The organism is Enterobacter cloacae complex sp. P2B (genome assembly GCF_014895985.1).
GTDB classification, from domain to species: domain Bacteria; phylum Pseudomonadota; class Gammaproteobacteria; order Enterobacterales; family Enterobacteriaceae; genus Enterobacter; species Enterobacter bugandensis.
Map to the genome: position 1 here is coordinate 68,138 of NZ_JADBQQ010000002.1, position 18,668 is coordinate 86,805.

The 18,668-nt window shown below is 57.0% G+C and carries 19 protein-coding genes; 4 read left to right on the forward strand and 15 right to left on the reverse strand.

Annotated features, from left to right (window positions below; all coding sequences use genetic code 11):
- Positions 1–398: 398 nt before the first annotated feature.
- The 10 genes from nth to blr all read right to left on the reverse strand — a co-directional run bounded on the left by nth (position 399) and on the right by blr (position 7,755).
- Positions 399–1,034, reverse strand: a complete 636-nt coding sequence (gene nth, locus IM313_RS01020) for an endonuclease III (RefSeq protein ID WP_028012914.1) — start codon at positions 1,032–1,034, stop codon at positions 399–401.
- Entirely contained in the window at positions 1,031–1,717 is a 687-nt protein-coding gene (locus IM313_RS01025) for an electron transport complex subunit E (RefSeq protein ID WP_192970974.1), read from the reverse strand. Before IM313_RS01025 ends, nth begins: the two co-directional genes overlap by 4 nt.
- A 2-nt stretch (positions 1,718–1,719) precedes the next feature.
- Positions 1,720–2,340: an electron transport complex subunit RsxG gene (gene rsxG / locus IM313_RS01030; RefSeq protein ID WP_192970975.1), complete on the reverse strand. Its 621-nt coding sequence runs from the start codon at positions 2,338–2,340 to the stop codon at positions 1,720–1,722.
- 10 nt (positions 2,341–2,350) lie between these two features.
- On the reverse strand, positions 2,351–3,403 hold the full coding sequence (gene rsxD, locus IM313_RS01035) for an electron transport complex subunit RsxD (protein ID WP_049000871.1): 1,053 nt from the start codon (positions 3,401–3,403) through the stop codon (positions 2,351–2,353).
- Positions 3,404–5,425 carry an electron transport complex subunit RsxC gene (gene rsxC / locus IM313_RS01040; protein ID WP_192970976.1) on the reverse strand — a complete coding sequence of 674 codons (2,022 nt, stop codon included), beginning with the start codon at positions 5,423–5,425 and terminating at the stop codon, positions 3,404–3,406.
- Complete coding sequence (gene rsxB / locus IM313_RS01045) at positions 5,418–5,996, reverse strand: electron transport complex subunit RsxB (RefSeq protein ID WP_032640037.1); 579 nt, start codon at positions 5,994–5,996, stop codon at positions 5,418–5,420. The genes rsxC and rsxB overlap by 8 nt, the downstream gene beginning before the upstream one ends.
- Positions 5,996–6,577: an electron transport complex subunit RsxA gene (gene rsxA / locus IM313_RS01050; protein ID WP_028012919.1), complete on the reverse strand. Its 582-nt coding sequence runs from the start codon at positions 6,575–6,577 to the stop codon at positions 5,996–5,998. The genes rsxB and rsxA overlap by 1 nt, the downstream gene beginning before the upstream one ends.
- A 76-nt stretch (positions 6,578–6,653) precedes the next feature.
- Positions 6,654–7,094, reverse strand: a complete 441-nt coding sequence (locus IM313_RS01055; RefSeq protein WP_025758365.1) for a DUF2569 domain-containing protein — start codon at positions 7,092–7,094, stop codon at positions 6,654–6,656.
- Between the two features lie 86 nt (positions 7,095–7,180).
- A complete protein-coding gene (gene ydgT, locus IM313_RS01060; protein ID WP_013096896.1) occupies positions 7,181–7,396 on the reverse strand; it encodes a transcription modulator YdgT in 216 nt (71 codons plus the stop codon).
- A gap of 233 nt (positions 7,397–7,629) precedes the next feature.
- Positions 7,630–7,755 carry a division septum protein Blr gene (gene blr, locus IM313_RS01065; protein WP_168733269.1) on the reverse strand — a complete coding sequence of 42 codons (126 nt, stop codon included), beginning with the start codon at positions 7,753–7,755 and terminating at the stop codon, positions 7,630–7,632.
- Between the two features lie 241 nt (positions 7,756–7,996).
- Between blr and IM313_RS01070 the strand changes: the two genes are divergently transcribed.
- A complete protein-coding gene (locus IM313_RS01070) occupies positions 7,997–9,037 on the forward strand; it encodes an oxidoreductase (protein ID WP_048956290.1) in 1,041 nt (346 codons plus the stop codon).
- Between the two features lie 55 nt (positions 9,038–9,092).
- Here IM313_RS01070 and add read toward each other — a convergent pair whose 3' ends face one another.
- From add to malX, 3 genes are all read right to left on the reverse strand, one after another.
- Positions 9,093–10,094: an adenosine deaminase gene (gene add / locus IM313_RS01075; RefSeq protein ID WP_028012921.1), complete on the reverse strand. Its 1,002-nt coding sequence runs from the start codon at positions 10,092–10,094 to the stop codon at positions 9,093–9,095.
- Between the two features lie 96 nt (positions 10,095–10,190).
- Positions 10,191–11,363: a MalY/PatB family protein gene (locus IM313_RS01080; protein ID WP_192970977.1), complete on the reverse strand. Its 1,173-nt coding sequence runs from the start codon at positions 11,361–11,363 to the stop codon at positions 10,191–10,193.
- Between the two features lie 48 nt (positions 11,364–11,411).
- Positions 11,412–13,004, reverse strand: coding sequence for a maltose/glucose-specific PTS transporter subunit IIBC (malX, locus tag IM313_RS01085; RefSeq protein WP_192970978.1), 1,593 nt, complete (start codon positions 13,002–13,004; stop codon positions 11,412–11,414).
- 177 nt (positions 13,005–13,181) lie between these two features.
- Here malX and IM313_RS01090 point away from each other — a divergent pair, with 177 nt between their 5' ends.
- Positions 13,182–14,210 (forward strand): Mal regulon transcriptional regulator MalI, encoded by a 1,029-nt coding sequence (locus IM313_RS01090; RefSeq protein WP_126326103.1) that lies wholly within the window; start codon positions 13,182–13,184, stop codon positions 14,208–14,210.
- A 1-nt stretch (position 14,211) separates the two neighbouring features.
- On the opposite strand, the gene IM313_RS01095 is transcribed toward IM313_RS01090, so the two are convergent.
- Positions 14,212–15,108, reverse strand: coding sequence for a LysR family transcriptional regulator (locus tag IM313_RS01095; RefSeq protein ID WP_045261486.1), 897 nt, complete (start codon positions 15,106–15,108; stop codon positions 14,212–14,214).
- A 107-nt stretch (positions 15,109–15,215) separates the two neighbouring features.
- Here IM313_RS01095 and IM313_RS01100 point away from each other — a divergent pair, with 107 nt between their 5' ends.
- Positions 15,216–16,196, forward strand: a complete 981-nt coding sequence (locus IM313_RS01100; RefSeq protein WP_192970979.1) for an MBL fold metallo-hydrolase — start codon at positions 15,216–15,218, stop codon at positions 16,194–16,196.
- A gap of 15 nt (positions 16,197–16,211) precedes the next feature.
- Positions 16,212–17,066: an alpha/beta fold hydrolase gene (locus IM313_RS01105; protein ID WP_049000884.1), complete on the forward strand. Its 855-nt coding sequence runs from the start codon at positions 16,212–16,214 to the stop codon at positions 17,064–17,066.
- Positions 17,067–17,104: 38 nt separating this feature from the next.
- On the opposite strand, the gene IM313_RS01110 is transcribed toward IM313_RS01105, so the two are convergent.
- Positions 17,105–18,637 carry a YdgA family protein gene (locus IM313_RS01110; RefSeq protein ID WP_192970980.1) on the reverse strand — a complete coding sequence of 511 codons (1,533 nt, stop codon included), beginning with the start codon at positions 18,635–18,637 and terminating at the stop codon, positions 17,105–17,107.
- Positions 18,638–18,668: the final 31 nt, after the last annotated feature.

Below are 18,668 nucleotides of genomic sequence, written 5' to 3' on the forward strand. Positions count from 1 at the left end.
ATTTAGCGTTAAATTTTATACGATAACTAAAGGTAGTTTTTTCGACTGGTATACACCCAGTGCGATGGGGTTTTGGCGATATGTTCTGCTATTTGCCGCTTGTTGTAGTGATATAGCCCATATTCTGAAAAATAGCTGGTCTTATCTTCCGGCTAAACGCATTTAAATCTTGCCCGGCAAAGGGTTTGCGATGACTTTGACTACAAAAAATCAACATGACGTTATCAGAGTGATCGCGATCACAGATGTATAGAAATTTTTGGCTATGAAAAAAGTATTAACCTGTTTGAGCGTTATAGAGCCGAACAAGTGACAAGTCAGAAGAAAGTAAGAGCGGACAAATAACGGCCAAAAGAAGAACGAACGGTAGCCCTTCTTTTGGCAAGGGATTATGACGGTCAGGGATAGACTTTTTCTTTATATTCGCAGAGATCTTCAATAACGCAGGAGCCGCAGCGCGGCTTTCGGGCTATGCAGGTATAACGACCGTGCAAAATCAGCCAGTGGTGGCAGTCAACCTTGAATTCGGCAGGAACCACTTTTAACAGCTTCTCTTCTACCTGCTCGACATTTTTCCCTGGGGCGAAGTTGGTCCGGTTTGAGACGCGGAATATATGCGTATCAACGGCGATGGTCGGCCAGCCAAACGCGGTATTGAGCACAACGTTCGCGGTTTTACGCCCCACGCCCGGCAAGGCTTCCAGCGCGGCGCGATCTTCCGGTACTTCGCCTCCGTGCTGTTCCAGCAGGATCCGACAGGTCTTAATTACGTTCTCGGCTTTGCTGTTAAACAGGCCGATGGTTTTGATATAGGACTTCACGCCTTCCACGCCCAGCTCCAGCATGGCCTTCGGCGTATTGGCGACCGGATAGAGCAGGGCAGTGGCTTTATTGACGCTCACGTCGGTCGCCTGCGCAGAGAGCAACACCGCGATCAGCAGCTCAAACGGGGAGGTAAAATTCAGCTCCGTCGTCGGGTGCGGGTTCTCGTCCCGCAGACGGGTCAGGATCGCAATGCGCTTTTCTTTATTCATGAGGCCTTTTCGTGTGTCCCTTCCAGAACGCTGCGCTCAGCCGCGCGGCGCTTACGTTTCTCATCAATCAGGTATTTTATCGCCAGCATCATGCCGAGGCCAATAAACGCGCCGGGCGGCAGCATCGCCAGCAGGAACGGCGTATCGGTGTGAAACACCTCAACGCGCAGCGCTTTAGCCCAGCCGCCCAGCAGCGCATCTGCGCCGTCGAACAGCGTACCGTTGCCGAGGATTTCACGCAGCGAGCCCAGCACGAACATGGCGCACGTGGCGCCCATGCCAATGGAAAAACCATCCAGCGCCGACATGGCCGGGCTGTTTTTTACCGCGAACGCTTCCGCACGCCCGACCACGATACAGTTGGTGACGATAAGAGGAATGAAGATCCCGAGCGACTGGTACAGACCAAACGCGTAGGCGTTAATCAGCATCTGGACAATACTGACCACCGACGCAATGATCATGACGTAAATCGGAATACGAATTTCCGACGGCGTCCAGCGTCGCAGGGCAGATATGGAGAGGTTGGTCAGGGTCAATACCAGCGTGGTTGCCAGACCCAGACCGAGCGCGTTGGTGGCGGTGGATGTCACCGCCAGCAGGGGGCACATACCCAGAAGCTGTACCAGCGCGGAGTTGTTCTTCCACAATCCCTGGACAATAACCTCTTTAACCTGGCTCATGATTACTCCTCACAGGCCGGAAGATTGTTGATCTGCGCGGGCAGCGTTTCAGCGTACAGCCCGGCACGTTTTACGGCGTTTACCACCGCCCGCGGGGTGATGGTTGCGCCCGTGAACTGGTCAAACTCGCCGCCGTCTTTCTTCACCGCAAACGCGGTGTCATCTTCACCATGGATCACTTTACCGGCAAAGTGCAAAATCCAGTCGCTCAGACGGGTTTCGATTTTATCGCCAAGACCCGGCGTTTCATGATGCTCCGTCACGCGGGTGCCCAGGATGGTACCGGAGAAATCGCTGCCCACGAGCAGCTGAATGGTGCCGGAATAGCCATCAGGCGCGGTCGCTTCCATCACCGCGCCGACCGGTTTATCCCCTTTGCGGGCGATAAAGAGGCGGTGCGGGCCTTTCCCAAGCTGCGGCGCGTCTACCACAAAGCAGCTTTTTTGCAGGTCATTATCGTAGAAATCGGACGGGATCACCTGATCGAACAGCGCCTTTTGCTGCTTCGAGGCCTGTTCTTCGATGGTCGTTTTGGTCAGCGCATTAACCAGTGCCGTCAGCCCCGTCAGGACCGCGGCGAAGACAGCCAGCGTGACGCCGTGTTTTTGCATCGTTTTTAACATGGCGAAACCCTTAGCGATGGCCGTACACGCGCGGACGCGTGTAATAGTCGATGAGCGGAACGGTAATATTGGCGAGCAGGACGGCAAAGGCCACGCCGTCCGGGTAGCCGCCGAAGCTGCGGATGAGCCAAACCAGCAGGCCAGCCAGCGCGCCGAAGATCAGGCGTCCGCGGTTAGTCGTTGAGGCCGTCACCGGATCCGTCAGGATAAAGAAGGCACCCAGCATGGTCGCGCCGGAGAGCAGGTGCATCTGCGGGCTGGCCAGCGATTCAGGAGAGAATACCCAGCCCAGCGTGGCACAGACCGCCAGCGTCACGAGGAAGCTGACCGGAATATGCCAGCGGATGGCCTTCTGCTGCAACAGGAACAGGCCGCCCAGCAGATACGCCAGGTTGACCCACTGCCAGCCGGCTCCCGCCAGCACGCCGCTGTAGATGGCGGACTTCATGATTTGCTCAACGCTGTGCCCGGCGTGCAGGGACGTTTTAAACGTATCGAGCGGCGTCGCCTGGCTGATACCGTCCACGCCCATACGCAGCGCGTTCATATCAGCACCCAGCGCCGTATGGCCGGTAAAGATCACCTGCAGAGCATCCATAAAGCCGGGAACCGTGGCTGCAATCTCGTGCGGTGGCAGCCAGCTGGTCATCTGTACCGGGAAGGAGATCAGCAGCACCACGTAGCCAATCATCGCCGGGTTAAACGGGTTATGACCGAGGCCGCCGTAGAGCTGTTTGGCAATAATCACGGCAAACACGGTGCCGAGCACTACCATCCACCACGGGGCAAGCGGGGGAATGCTGATGGCCAGCAGCAGGCCGGTCAGCAGCGCGGAGTTGTCGGCCAGGATGCGGGAAACCGCCATCTTGCGCAGCTTCAGCACGAGGGCTTCCGCCGCGACGGCGCTGGCGCATCCAAGAGCTATCTGGAACAGGGTTCCCCAGCCGAAAAACCAGCACTGAACGGCAATGCCCGGTAGCGCCGCCAGGCAGATCAGCATCATGATGCGCGAGGTCTGGCGCTGATTGTGGGTGTAAGGGGAACTTGCGATTCTGAAAACCATTTAATCCTCGTTTACGGCTTGCTGTGCGGCTTTCTTTGCCTGAACGCGCGCAATGGCGGCGGCGACGGCGGCCTTGCGCGGGTCATCGTTGGCGGCCTGCGGCTGCTCTTCCTGCTGCGCTGCTTTGCGCGCTTTGGCGCGGGCTATCGCCGCTTCAACGGCGGCTTTGCGTGGGTCGACCGGTGCTTCAGGTTCTGCGGCTGGCGCCTGCTGCGCTGCTTTGCGCGCTTTGGCGCGGGCAATCGCCGCTTCAACGGCAGCTTTACGCGGATCGACCGGTTCCTGTTCAACCACCACTGGCTGCTCCCCGGCCTTGCGCGCTTTGGCACGGGCTATTGCCGCTTCGACGGCGGCTTTGCGTGGATCGATTTCAGCTTCCGGCTGCGCCGCTTGCGCTTTTTCCGCCTGACGGGCGCGGGCCGCAGCTTTACGCGCTTCGCGGGCGGCAATCGCTTCGCTGTTATCCGGTTTTTCACCGGCCTGGATCACCAGCGTCTGGGCGGCACTGGCTTTTTTCTCGCGAACGCGCGCCAGTGCGGCGTTGATTGCATCCTGATCTTTCCCGGCAGGCTGAACGGCGGCCTGCTTATGTCGCTCCTGACGAGCCATCTTCTCACGTTCGAGACGCGCCTGACGCGCTTCGAAACGTGCCTTGGCTTCCGCGGCGCGTTTTTCTTCCATGGAGATGGCATAAATCTCGGCCTTCTCCTGGCGGAAATACTGCACCAGAGGAATGTTGCTTGGGCAGACCCAGGCGCAGGCGCCGCATTCGATGCAGTCGGCCAGGTTATGGGCTTTGGCCTTATCGTGCAGCTGGCCTTTGCTGTACCAGTACAGCTGCTGCGGGAGGAGATCCGCCGGGCAGGCATCGGCACAGGCGCTGCAGCGGATGCAGCCTTTCTCTTCCTGCTCCTCCCCCATTTCGGTTGGGGAAGGGGCAAGCAGGCAGTTGGTGATTTTCACTACCGGAACGTCGAGCCACGGCAGGGTAAAGCCCATCAGCGGACCGCCCATGATCACCATCTGGTCGCTGGCCGGGCAAAATTCAGCCTGTTCCAGCAGATGGCGCACCGGCGTGCCGAGGCGCGCCCACACGTTACCCGGACGAGAGACAGACTCTCCGGTCAGTGTTACCACGCGCTCGGTCAACGGCTCGCCGTCAATCACCGCACGCTTGACGGCGTAAGCGGTGCCGACGTTTTGCATCAGCACGCCGATATCCGACGAGCGTCCGCCGTGCGGGACCTGCTTGCCGGTGAGGATTTGCGTCAACTGCTTTGCGCCGCCAGAGGGGTACTTGGTCGGAATAACGCGCAGGGCGATATCATGGCTACCGGCAAGCACGGCGCGCAGCATTGAAATAGCCTGCGGTTTATTATCTTCGATACCAATCAGCACTTCCCGCGGCTGCAGAATGTGCGCAAGGATGCGGATGCCTTCCACCACCTGGGCGGCGCAATCCTGCATCAGACGATCGTCGGCGGTGATGTACGGCTCGCACTCGGCGGCGTTGATAATCAGCGTCTGAATCTTATCGCCACCGCCGCGCAGCTTGACGCCGGTCGGGAAGCCCGCGCCGCCAAGCCCCGCGACGCCGAACTGATGAATACGCTCGATGAGCGCTTCGCGGCTCTGGCTGCGGTAGTCGCTCCAGCCGTCACGGTCAATCCAGCGATCTTCACCGTCGGCTTCAATAATCACGCTCAGTTCCGACAGCGCGGATGGATGCGCCACCGTATGAGGGGCAATCGCCACCACTTTCCCGGAAGTAGGGGCGTGTACCGGCAGCATACGTCCGCGTCCGAAGGTCAGCGGCTGACCGCGCAGAACCTTATCGCCTTCTTTCACGCACAGCTCGCCCTCAGCGCCAATATGCTGCTTGAGCGGCATGACGTAACGCGTCGCCAGCGGAATTTGACGCAGCGGCGTGCCGTTGGACTGGGTTTTCATCTCTGGCGGATGGATACCGCCGTCAAAGTCCCAGATCTTCTCTTTTCTGAAAGCAGAAAATAACTTAAGCATGTTGTTCCACAGGAATATTGCGAACCGGAATGGTTTGAAGATCCCACTTCCAGCTTTCGGTAGTCGTTTCAACCGGGCGCAGCTCTATACATTGCGTCGGGCAGGGGGCCACGCAGAGGTTACAGCCGGTGCAGAGATCCGCCACAACGGTGTGCATGGCGCGCGTTGCGCCAACAATGGCGTCGACCGGACAGGCCTGAATACATTTGGTGCAGCCGATGCAGTTTGCTTCGTCGATCACCGCGAGGGCACGGACCGGCTCCTGGACTTCCGCATCGCCATCAACGGGCTGCGGATCGACGTTAAGCAGGGCGGCAATTTTCAGCATCACCGCTTCGCCGCCGGGCGCACAGCGGTTAATTTTTTCACCCTGAATGCCTACCGCTTCAGCGTAAGGGCGGCAGCCTGGGTAGCCGCACTGTCCACACTGACTTTGCGGCAAAAGCTCATCAATTTTTTCAACAACAGGATCGTCCTCTACCGCGAAACGGCGGGAGGCGTAGCCCAGGATAAGGCCAAACACCAACCCCAGGACGCTGATAGAGGCGATGGCAATCCAGATAGCACTCATTACAACTTCACCAGACCACTAAAGCCCATAAAGGCCAGAGACATTAAACCCGCGGTCACCAGCGCAATGGCATTACCGCGAAATGGCGCAGGGATGTCCGCTGCTGCCAGACGTTCGCGAATCGACGCGAACAGCACCATAACAAATGAGAAACCGACAGCGGCGGAGAAACCGTACAGCGCCGACTGCATGAAGTTATGGCCAAGGTTGATGTTCAGCAGCGCCACGCCAAGCACCGCACAGTTGGTGGTGATCAGCGGCAGGAAGATACCCAGCAGGCGATAGAGCGCCGGGCTGGTTTTACGCACCACCATTTCGGTAAATTGCACCACCACCGCAATGACCAGAATAAACGCCAGCGTGCGGAGATAGATTAACCCCAGCGGGATGAGGATCCAGGTGTCAATCAACCACGCACAGATAGACGCCAGCGTCATGACGAAGGTCGTCGCCAGCCCCATGCCCATCGCTGTTTCCAGCTTTTTGGACACGCCCATAAACGGGCACAGGCCAAGGAACTTCACCAGAACGAAGTTGTTAACCAGCACGGTGCCGACAAAGAGCAGTAAGTAATCGGTCATTATTTAGCCTGAAATAAAAAAGCCGCCTATTATCGGACAAACCGGGGCAGGCGACAACAGGTTATCTGTAAGGTTATTACGGGTTCACGAAGGTGTTTTTCACACGCGTTGAACGTTTGAAATAGGGCACCAGCAGCGCCGCGGCCAGTAACGGGAAAAGCAGCTGGCGGACAGCAAGCGCGTCAGAGACGGGCGAGAAAGCAAACGCTTTAACCGCCAGCAAGACCGAGACCAGCAGCCAGATAATGTAGTGCTTAGGCACACTCTTGCGGCGCTTAAAGAAGGCGATAGTCAGCCACAGGGTGTAGTACCACATCCCAATCGCGAAAACGAACGACACAAACCACATCGCTATATTCAGCACGCTTTGCGACATCAGGGTCTGAATAGCGTGAGGGGTAATCAATGCGGTGGTATAAAGCAGCAGCGCAAGCGATGCGCTTAATAAGGCAACCAGCAGCCATGCCAGTGGGGCGATTAACCAGCCTCCGATGCGTTCTCCAGGCGTTGCGGTCATGAACTCTCCCATTATCTGCGCGAAATGTTGTATAGCCAGTTTGCAGGGCGGAGAGTATATAACATTTCGCGCGGATGGCTACTTTCTTATAAAACGTAACGCCATACGGACTTTGGCACCTCGCCGACGTTGAACAAGCGTCCGCCGGAGACCAGCTCCGCACGGCGATGGTCAGCGGCGCGATACATATTGATGATGTCCTGATTATCCGACAGGGTGTAGTTCAGATGGTCAAACAGTTTTTCCAGGCTCTCAAGCGAATTGATCTTGCGAAATTTTAATAAATAGTCCTGAACTGTCATATTAATAATTTTCCATATAAAAGTGAGTAATACCAGTTAAGGTAATTCGGTCGAATAATAAACGGATTAATACAGACGTAAACAGCCCACTCAGATAACGCGACGAAATTAGGAGTTTTCTTTGCTGAAATTCAGGCACCGAAGGTGATGCCTGGAAGAGAAGGTTAACCGCGTTCACCAGGGCTGGCAATACGAAACTGACACATTATGTCACTCTTTAAAGCAGCAACCGGTTACTTAGGATGGGTGACGGCAGCAGGCTCCGGCGGCTGGTAGTTATCAATATGGCTGGCTACGCCGAGCAAAATGACCGAAACCCCAAGAACAATCCATCCCGCTAATTCAATGATTCGATTAATAATTGATGCCATGATTCACTGTTGTAATTTATCCATAAATACAGGTCGCAAATGTTACAGCGCTGTTTCTCTGACGGCAAGCGCTTTGGGAACGATTCCCTTAAACAAAATCAGAAGGTTAATACTATGTAACAAAAATAGCCGGTACAGCCTGCTATTTTAAGCGCCATGGCTCATTATTAATGAGGACAATGCCAGAAAGGCCAGTATGAAATAAGAAACGCAAAAAGAGGACAACACGATGAGTGATAACATCCGCGTCGGGCTTATAGGCTACGGGTACGCGAGCAAAACGTTTCATGCGCCTCTGATAGCCGGAACGCCGGGAATGGCGCTGGCGGCGGTATCCAGCAGCGACGCCGCCAAAGTCCACGCTGACTGGCCCGCAGTGCCGGTTGTCTCCGAGCCTAAACACCTTTTCAACGATCCGAATATCGATTTAATTGTTATTCCCACCCCGAACGACACGCACTTCCCGCTGGCGAAAGCCGCGCTGGAAGCCGGGAAGCACGTCGTTGTTGACAAACCCTTCACCGTGACGTTGTCACAGGCGCGTGAGCTGGAGGCGCTGGCAAAAAGCCTGGGCAGAGTGCTGTCCGTTTTCCATAACCGCCGCTGGGACAGCGACTTCCTGACGGTTAAAACGCTTCTCGGGGAAGGCACGTTAGGAGAGATCGTTTTTTTTGAATCGCACTTTGACCGCTTCCGTCCGCAGGTGAGAAACCGCTGGCGCGAGCAGGCCGGTCCGGGCAGCGGCATCTGGTACGATTTAGCCCCGCATCTGCTGGACCAGGCCGTGAATCTGTTTGGGCTGCCGGTGAGCATGACGGTCGATCTGGCCCAGCTCAGGCCCGGGGCGCAGACAACCGATTACTTCCACGCGGTGTTAAGTTACCCGCAGCGGCGGATTGTGCTGCACGGCACGATGGTCGCGGCCGCGGAATCTGCCCGCTATATCATCCACGGCACGCGCGGGAGCTACGTGAAGTTTGGCCTCGATCCGCAGGAAGACCGCCTCAAAAACGGTGAACGTCTGCCGCAGGAAGACTGGGGCTATGATATGCGCGACGGCGTCGTGACGCGGACGGAAGGTGAGGAGCTGGTTGAGGAAACCCTGTTAACGATCCCGGGTAACTATCCGGCTTATTATGCTGCCATCCGCGATGCGCTGAACGGAACGGGGGAGAACCCGGTTCCGGCCAGCCAAGCGATACAGATTATGGAGCTGATTGAGCTGGGGATTGAATCTGCCAAACATCGCGCCACGCTCTGTCTGGCATAAGTTTTAAATGCTTTTGTATGCCGGGTAAGGCGTAGAAGCCACCCGGCAAAAGGGTTTACGCGGTTGCCACCTTATCCCGCAGCGCCTGCTTCTCTGCAGGCGTAAGGAAGGCGATCTCCAGCCCGTTGATCTGCGCCTGACGGATCTGCTCGCGGCTCAGGCCCGCCTGCGGGGCGGCAATGTTGTACTCGTGGATGATATCCACGCCCTGAACCGCCGGGTCGTCCGTGTTCAGCGAGGCCAGCACGCCGTGCTCAAGGAACGTTTTCAGCGGGTGCTGCGCCAGCGTTGCCACGGTGCTGGTCTGAATGTTGGACGTCAGGCACGACTCAATGCCGATGCGCTGCTCCGCCAGGAAATCCATCAGCGCGCGATCTTCTACCGCCTTCACGCCGTGGCCGATACGCTCGGCGCCCAGCTCGCGGATGGCCTGCCAGATACTTTCCGGGCCCGCTGCTTCACCCGCATGGACGGTAATGTGCCAGCCAGCATCGCGCGCGCGGTTGAAGTGGGAGAGGAACAGGCTGCCGGGGAAGCCCAGTTCGTCGCCGGCAAGGTCGACGGCAGTGATGGCATCGCGGTGCGCCAGCAGCGCTTCCAGCTCCTGCAGGCAGGCGGCTTCGCCGAACGTACGGCTCATAATGCCGATCAGGCGGGCCTGAACGTCGAAGGTTTTACACCCTTCACGGACGCCTTCAATGACGGCCTCCACCACGCCTGCAACGGGCAGGCTGTGGGTCATCGCCATATAGCCCGGCGAGAAGCGCAGCTCGACGTAGTGCAGGCCGTTGCGGGCCGCGTCTTCAATGTTCTCAAACGCCACGCGGCGGCAGGCATCCAGCGAGGCCAGCATCTTCACGCCCCAGTCTAGTTTGCTCAGGAAGCTGACCAGGTCTGGTTCATTGGAGGTAACCTGTACGTGTGGGATCAACGACTCAAGCGTCTGAGCGGGAAGCGTTAAGTTGAACTGGCGGCCAAGATCGAGGATGGTTTGGGCACGAATGTTACCGTCAAGGTGACGATGAATATCAGTTAAGGGCAGGCGTGTATCAATCATGGTCGCACTCTTTTCGGATTAAAGTGCGCCATATTATAAAAACAAAACGGGGTAAAAAGCTATTTGCGCAAGGGAATATTCCGTTGCGCAAACAAATTACAGGAGCGTGTTGATCCCGGCGATGAGGCGCTGAACCCCTTGTTCCAGCTTGCTGCGTGGGCAGCCCGCATTTAAGCGCACGAAGCCATTTCCCTCTTCCCCGTAGGTATATCCCGGCATGATGGCGACTTTTTGCTGCTCGATCAGTACTTTTTGCAGTGCCCTGTCGTCAATGTTCAGCGGGCGCAGATCAATCCAGGCCAGATAGGTTGCTTCCGGCGGCTGCCAGTTCAGTTTCGGAAAAGCACTGTTTAATTCCTGTGCGATATACAACAGATTCTCTTCCAGATAACGACGCAAGGCATCCAGCCACGGCTCTCCCTGCTGATAGGCGGCGATATGGGCCGTCAGCGCCAGCACGGAAGGGGAAGAGAGCCCATCCCGTCCTTTTAGCGCGCTGAGATAGCCGTTACGGCTCTCTTCATCGCCGATCAGGCCGTATGCGCCCGTCAGTGCCGGAATATTAAAGCTTTTCGAGCCGGAGGTGAGAAGCGCCCATTTGCCGCGCGCTACCGCATTCCACGGGGTGTGGCGATGCGCCCCCCACACCATGTCCATATGAATTTCATCGCTGATAACCGCCACGTCATAGCGCTCACAGAGTTCCGCCATCTGCGTCAATTCACCCCGCGTCCAGACCTTGCCGGTCGGGTTCTGCGGGCTGCACAGTAGCAGAATTTTGTTTTCCGGTTTCGCCAGGGCCGCTTCAAGCGCCGCCATATTGCCCTGCCAGCCAGCCGCCTGCTTTTCCATCTCAACGGCCACAACCTGACGCGCATTGCCTCCAATGGCGTTGTAAAACGCATCGTACGCCGGGGTGTGAACCACCACGCCGTCACCGGGCTTTGACCAGAGGCGGATCAGCTCTGACACCATGTAGATGACGGAAGGGCCATAAACGATGGTTTCTTTATCAATGCGGCTGTTAAAGCGCTGCCGAAACCAGTGCTCAACAGCGGCAAGAAACTCGTCGTTTTTCCAGCGGCTGTAGCCCAGCACGCCGTGGTTGATGCGCTGATGCAGCGAGTCGGTAATGCAGGGGGCGGTGGCGAAGTCCATATCCGAGATGGTGAAGGGCAGCAGATCCGTCGCGCCAAAGCGGTCGGCGACGTAGTCCCACTGCGTACACCAGGTGCCGTGACGATCCACGACGGTTGAAAAATCAAACATGACGTTAATCCTTAAAGTAAAACCCCCTCATGAGAGGGGGTTGAGGCATCAGGCTTCTACTGTTCGCATCAGGGTTGCCAGCTCATCTTTCACCGACTGAACCTGCGGGCCGATAACCACCTGCAAATTGTGCTGATTTAACTGTACCACGCCGATGGCCCGGTTGGCTTTCAGGGCGTTGGTATCCACTTTTGACATATCCGCCACCGACAGACGCAGGCGGGTGATGCAGTTATCCAGCGAGGTAATGTTATCCGCACCGCCCAGCGCAGCCAGAATGGCAGGGGTGTTATACCCGGATTTGCCCACAGTACCGGCTACCGCCTGCTCAATGCTGGTGGCGGTATCGGTATCGCGGCCCGGCGTTTTCAGGTTAAAGCGGGTGATGGCGAAGCGGAAGATACCGTAGTACACCGCGAACCAGATAGCCGCCACGACCGGCACCAGATACCACTTGGTTGACAGGCCGTGCAGGATCCCGAACACCACGAAGTCAATCACGTTGCCGTCGGTGTTGCCGATGGTGACGCCCAGCACCGCCATCACGGTAAAGCCCAGGCCGGTCAGCAGCGCGTGGATGAGATACAGCACCGGCGCAACAAACAGGAACAGGAATTCGATAGGCTCGGTGGTGCCGCCCACGACGCAGGCAATCACGCCGGAGATCAGCAGCCCTTTAATTTTATGTCGGTTTTCCGGGCGCGCGCAGTGGTACATCGCCAGCGCGGCACCCGGCAGGCCGCCGAGGAAGGCCGGCATTTTACCCTGAGACAGGAAGCGGGTGGCGCTTTCAGAGAAGCCGTGGGTAGTCGGACAGCTCAGCTGCGCCTGGAAGATGGTCAGCGCACCGCTCACGTCGTGACCGCACACCTCCATGGTACCGCCCGCTTCGGTGAAGCGAATCAGGGCCACCAGGATATGCTGCAGGCCGAACGGCAGCAGCAGACGCTCGCCGGTGCCGAAGATCATCGGACCAAAATCTCCCGCGCCGTTGATGATGCGGCCAATGCCGTTGATGCCCATCGCAAAGACTGGCCAGATCAGGGGAATGATCAGGCCGAACAGACCCATGACCACCAGGGTGACAATCGGCACGAAGCGGGTACCGCCGAAGAAGGCCAGAGCATCCGGCAGGCGGATATTATGGAAGCGCTCGTGCAGCATCCAGATAATGACCCCGGCGATGACCGCTCCGAGGATCCCGGTATCAATAGATTGAATACCAATCACGCTCTGAATGTTGTTGGCCTTCAGCACGGCAGCATCGGTCGTCGGCAGAATGCCTTTCGCGGTCAGCCAGAAGTTAACCGCCAGGTTCATCACGGCGTAACCCACAAACCCGGCAAACGCCGCGACGCCTTTATTCTCGCGGGCCAGGCCCAGCGGGATGGCGATGCAGAACATCACGGGCAGGAAGCTAAACGCGAAGGAGCCGACCTTACTCATCCAGATAAAGATCGCCTGCAGCACGGGAGTACCGAGGAACGGGATCAGCGTGATGACGTCTTTACTGCTCAGCGAGCTGCCGATCCCGAGCATGATCCCGCAGAACGAGAGGAGCGCCACGGGCAGCATAAAGGTTTTACCCAGTTGCTGGAAAAACTCCCACAGCGATATTTTTTGTGCTGTTTTCGCCGTCATAAAACGACTCCTTTATTGTTAAAATCAGTTTGCCTGCTTCAATGCTGCGAGAAGATAAAACGTTTTATCAAAGTTTAGTGCGCGCTAAATCACATTCTCAGGCTTTGACTGGTAGTATAAAGATAACGTATTGATAAAACGTTTTACCGATCTCATTTCAGGGAGTCACGCTGACACATGGCTGTAGCGAAAAAAGTCACCATCAACGATGTCGCGCTGGCGGCGGGGGTTTCCGTCAGCACCGTTTCTCTCGTGCTCAGTGGTAAAGGGCGCATCTCGCCCGCAACCGGCCAGAGGGTGAACGAGGCGGTTGAACAGCTGGGCTTTGTGCGTAACCGTCAGGCGTCGGCGCTGCGCGGCGGGCAAAGCGGGGTGATTGGCCTGATTGTCCGTGACCTGACGTCACCTTTTTATGCGGAGCTGACCGCCGGGTTAACCGAAGCGCTGGAAGCGCAGGGGCGGATGGTCTTTCTGCTGCATGGCGGGCGCGAGGCCGGGCAGCTTCTCTCCCGTCTCGATATGCTGCTGACCCAGGGGGTTGACGGAGTGATCGTCGCCGGAGCGTCGGGCGTGGGTAGCGATCTGTGCGAGCGCGCCGCCGAAAAAGGCGTGCCGCTGGTGTTCGCCTCGCGCGCCAGCTATCTGGACGAGGCCGATACGCTGCGCCCGGATAACATGCAGGCCGCGCAAATGTTGACCGAACATCTTATTCGCCGCGGGCATCAGCGCATTGCCTGGCTGGGAGGGAAAAGCTCCTCCCTGACGCGCGCCGAGCGGGTCGGCGGCTACTGCGCGACGCTGATTAAATACGGCCTGCCGTTCCACAGCGAATGGGTCGTGGAGTGTGAATCCAGCCAGAAGAAAGCGGCGGAAGCGATAGGCGCGCTGCTGCGAAGCAATCCGACGATCAGCGCCGTGATTTGCTACAACGATGTGATTGCCATGGGTGCCTGGTTTGGCCTGATCCGCGCCGGGCGTCAGAGCGGCGAGGGTGGGGTGGAAACCTTCTTCGGCCATCAGGTGGCGTTAGGGGCGTTCGCCGACGTTGGTGAAAACGCGCTGGACGATCTCCCCATCGTCTGGGCTACCACCCCTGCGCGGGAGATGGGCTACACGCTGGCAGACAGAATTATGCAGCGCATCGACAACACGGATGTCCAGTCCGGGCACCAGATTGTGGCGGCGCGGCTGGTGACGGTGAAATAACTCAGCTCTGCTGCGTAAGCGGGTTGAGCGTCAGATGTGTCTCCAGGGCTTCTACAAATTTTCGTACTTTTGCCGGGATCAGCCGGGAGGTCGGGTAAACCGCCCAAATGGCCAGCGATTCCGGCTGAGCATCTTCCAGGACGATCCGCACGAGTTTACCCTCAGCAATGGCAGGCTCTACGTACCAGCGAGATAAATTTGCGATGCCGAGTCCCCCCAGGCAGGCCTCGAAAATCGCCTCAATAGAGTTAGCCGAGAATCGGCCTGACACCTTTTGTTTGTAGCGCTGTTCACCCTTCTCAAACGACCAGTGTGTCGTATCTGAGGTGGTCAGGCAGCTATGTCCAGCCAGATCGTTAAGCAATTTCGGTGAACCGTACGCGGCGAGATACTCCGCGCTGGCGCAAAGCTCGCGGGGGTTATCACAGATGCGGTGTGCAACTAACCGGTTATCGCGCAGCGGTGCAATGCGTAACGCCACGTCTATGCCTTTCCCGACAATATCAATTTGCTCATCGGTTGCCAGCAGGTCGACCTGCAGGGCAGGATGTTGCTGCATAAACAGCGGCAACATCGGTGCAACGATCTTGCGTCCAAACGCCGCTGAGGCGGTAATGCGAAGGCGTCCGGACAGGTGCGTACCATCAGGAAACAGATCGGCCAGCGCGTTATTTTTATCTTCCAGCAACGCCTGCGCATGCGGCAAAAAAACGTCACCATCGCTGGTCGGTGAGAGGGATCGCGTGGTGCGATGCACCAGCCTGACCCCCAGCTCAGCCTCAAGATTGTTAAGAGAGCGTGACGCCGCCATGGCGCTCATTGAGAGCCGACGCGCGGCGCCCGCCAGGCTACCCGCCTTAATCGCTTCGACAAACACTTCAACGTCTTCCAGTTTCATTGTATCGCTTTTCGTTATGCTGCCTTATCAAAGTACATATCTACAGTATTTATCGTTACGCTGCCATAGTCTCTTCACAACCTGAAAAATACCAATCTGGAGTGAAGATGAAAAAGTTGAAAACGGTTCTGGCATTCAGCAGCCTGTTGCTGGTAAGTGCCGCCTGGGCTGACGCACCTGCGCAGGTGAAGCAGCAGGTCCCAGGCTATTATCGTCTGGCGGTAGGGGAATATGAGGTCACGGCGCTGTACGACGGCTATAACGACCTTTCGCCGTCATTACTCCACGGTCTTTCAGACGACAAGGTTCGTAAACTGCTGGCTCAGCATAAAATCGATGCCGACCGCATGCCTACCGCCTTTAACGCTTTCCTGGTTAATACCGGTAAACATCTGGTCATGATTGACAGCGGAGCGGGGCACTGCGTGCCGGAAACGGCCGGCCAATTGGTTAACAATATGAAAGCATCAGGCTATCGTCCCGGGCAGGTTGATACCATTTTCCTGACGCATCTTCATCTTGATCATGTTTGTGGCCTGAGCGATGCGAACGGTAAAGCGTTGTTCCCCAATGCCACCGTCTACGTACCGCAGGGGGAGGCCGACTACTGGCTTGATCCTGCAAAAGAAGCGAGCGCGCCGGCTAATGCGAAAGAGTATTTTGCTATCGCCCGAAAAGCATTGTCTGATTATAAAGCCTCCGGACATCTTAAAACCTTCGTTCCGCCAGCTTCGCCGATCCCGGAAGTCCAGACGGCCTATGCCGTTGGCCATACGCCCGGCAGTACCGTTTATCGCTTTGCGTCGCAGGGGACGGCTATTAACTTCATTGGGGATCTGATTCATGCGCCAGCCGTCCAGTTCCCGCATCCTGAAGTGTCTATTCGCTTTGATGTCGATTCGAAAAAAGCCATCTCGTCCCGGGCGCAGGAATTTAACGCCCTGGCGAAAGACGGCGAGTGGATGGCCGCTGCGCATCTGCCTTTCCCCGGTATTGGGCATATCACTGCCTGGCAGCAGGGCTATAGCTGGAACCCTGTAAATTACGGTCCTTATCAACGTGCGGCCAACGTGCCTCTGCTGAAATAAAGTGAGGTTATGAATATGAAAAGTTACACCGTAACGGCAAACGGCATTCGCCAGTTTGTGGTTGAAGAGGGTGAAGGCGCGCCGGTTATTCTTCTGCACGGTTTTCCTGAAACAAACTATGCCTGGCGCTACCAGATACCTGTATTGTCCCGGCACTACCGCGTCATCGCGCCGGATTTGCGAGGATATGGCGAAACGGATAAACCGGCTTCTGGCTATGATAAACGGAACATGGCCCGGGACATCCGGGAGCTGATGCGTGCGCTGGGGTTACAGAAGGTGGTGCTGGTGGGGCACGATCGCGGGGCGCGCGTCGCGACGCGGTTCGCAAAAGATTACCCTGAGCTGGTGGATCGTCTGGTGGTCATGGATAACGTGCCAACGCGTATCGTGGCGCGCGATTTGAATGCGTCCATCGCCCGCGCATACTGGTTCTTCCTGTTCCATCTTGTGCCCGATCTGCCGGAAGCGTTGATTGCAGGACGTGAAAATATCTGGCTGCGCCACTTTTTCTCGGACTGGACCTACGATCCGTCAACCATCAGCGGCGAGGCGTTTGACACCTATGTTCGCGCGTATCAGGCGCCCGGAGCCGTGCGAGGCGCGATGGCTGACTATCGCGCCAACGCGGAAGACGTGGCGCAGGATCTTGCCGACGCTGACGTAAAAATCGCCTGTCCGGTAATGTCGCTGTGGGGCAATGATTTTCACGCGGTCGGAAAGCTCTTCGATATGCAAAGCGTCTGGGCTGAAATGGCGGATAACCTGCGGGCGCAGGGTATCGACGAGTGCGGCCATCTTCCTCAGGAGGAACAGCCTGAGAAAGTTAACGCCTTGCTGCTGGATTTCCTGGAAGGATGGAAAGGATAAGGGCAATAAAAAACCCCTCTTGCGAGGGGTTTTGACGTTTACTGCTGCGGTGCCGCCGGTACGGCTGGCGCTGCGGGTTCAGCCGGTTCCGGCATTCCCAGCGTCGGCATACCAAACATGCCAACAAACTCTTCCAGCGGCATTTTGTCGCCGTTCAGCGTTACCTGGCCGTTGGCATATTGCAGGCTGGTGGAAATGGTATTGTCTTCCACTTTGGTGATGCGGAACATCTGACCCATCGCCGCCAGACCTTTCACCTGCTGGTTCGCCAGCTTGCCGGCATCTTCATCGCCGTAGCCTTCCAGCTTCGCAATCTGGGTCATAAACTCGGTCGCCATATCCATCGGGATGGTCAGCTTGCTGTCGAGCGACTTCACGCTGCGATCCACTTCCTGCGCCAGCGTCTGCGGTTCACCCGTGGCGGCTGCAGGATCTTTCAGGAACAGCGACAGGTTAAAGCTGGTTTCGCCTTTGCTGTTTTTCCAGCTCAGCGGCGCAACGGTGACTACCGGCTGGCCTTTCAGCAGGATTGGCAGGTTATTGAACAGCACCGCCATCGCCTGCTGCTGGTACACTTCCGGGTTCTGCTGCAGCGCGGCATCGGTCAGCAGCGCCTGGCTCTCTTTGCTGTATTTCTGGCTAAATTCGTGCCATGCCTGGCCGTCGATATTGCCGATCTTCAGCGACAGCTTGCCGGTGCCCAGATCCTGATTCTGCACTTTCAGGCTCTTCAGCGTGTAATCCAGCTGGGTATTGATGCTCTTACCGTCTTTGGATACGTCGGATTGACCGTTAACGTCCATGCCTTCCAGCACGGCCATCTCTTTTCCTTCAATTGCGATAGCAATCTTATCCACGGAGAGCTTCTGATCGCCGATACGCTCTTTAAAGTCGGTCATACGGCTGTTGCCGTCGGCTTTCAGGTTGTTGAAGGAGAGCTGAACTTTTTGATTATATTCGTTCACGGCGTTGACCAGGCCGCTTTCCGCTTCACCCGTCATGGAGAAGACGTTGCCGTCCCGATCCGCATCAAGTTTGAAATGGCCGCCGCTGAAGGCGACTTTTTCGTTCTCTTTCTCGTAGTTTAGCGGTTTCAGCGCGATATCAGAACTGGTATCACCGGAGTAGCTAATACGGGTGTTAATGTCGAAAGGTGATTCATTCTTCGCCAGGTCAAACAGCGGTTTGGTGACGTCGTTATTCACCAGTACGGTATGAACGGACGCCATGGACGGGATAAGGTTAAACGACTTTAACTGCGCCAGCGGCAGCGGACCGTGGCTTACCACTTCATCCAGCACCACGCTCTGTCCCGGCTTCAGCCAGCCGTTTGCCGCACCGGCCACCGGCTTCACCACCAGCTGCATGCGGCTGGTGAACACGCCGCGCTGATAGTTCTGGTAGCTCAGTTCCAGACCCGCCTCCGGCGCGCTGCGCTTAATTTCTCCGTTAGCCTGCGCCACTATCTCAGCCAGACGGCCTTCCAGCTGTTTCCCGGTAAACCAGGAGGCACCCGTCCAGACCACGCCTAACGCTACAATCACTCCAACCGCTACGACCGATTTTTTCATTGCGACTATCCCTAAAATGAAACCAGGCGGT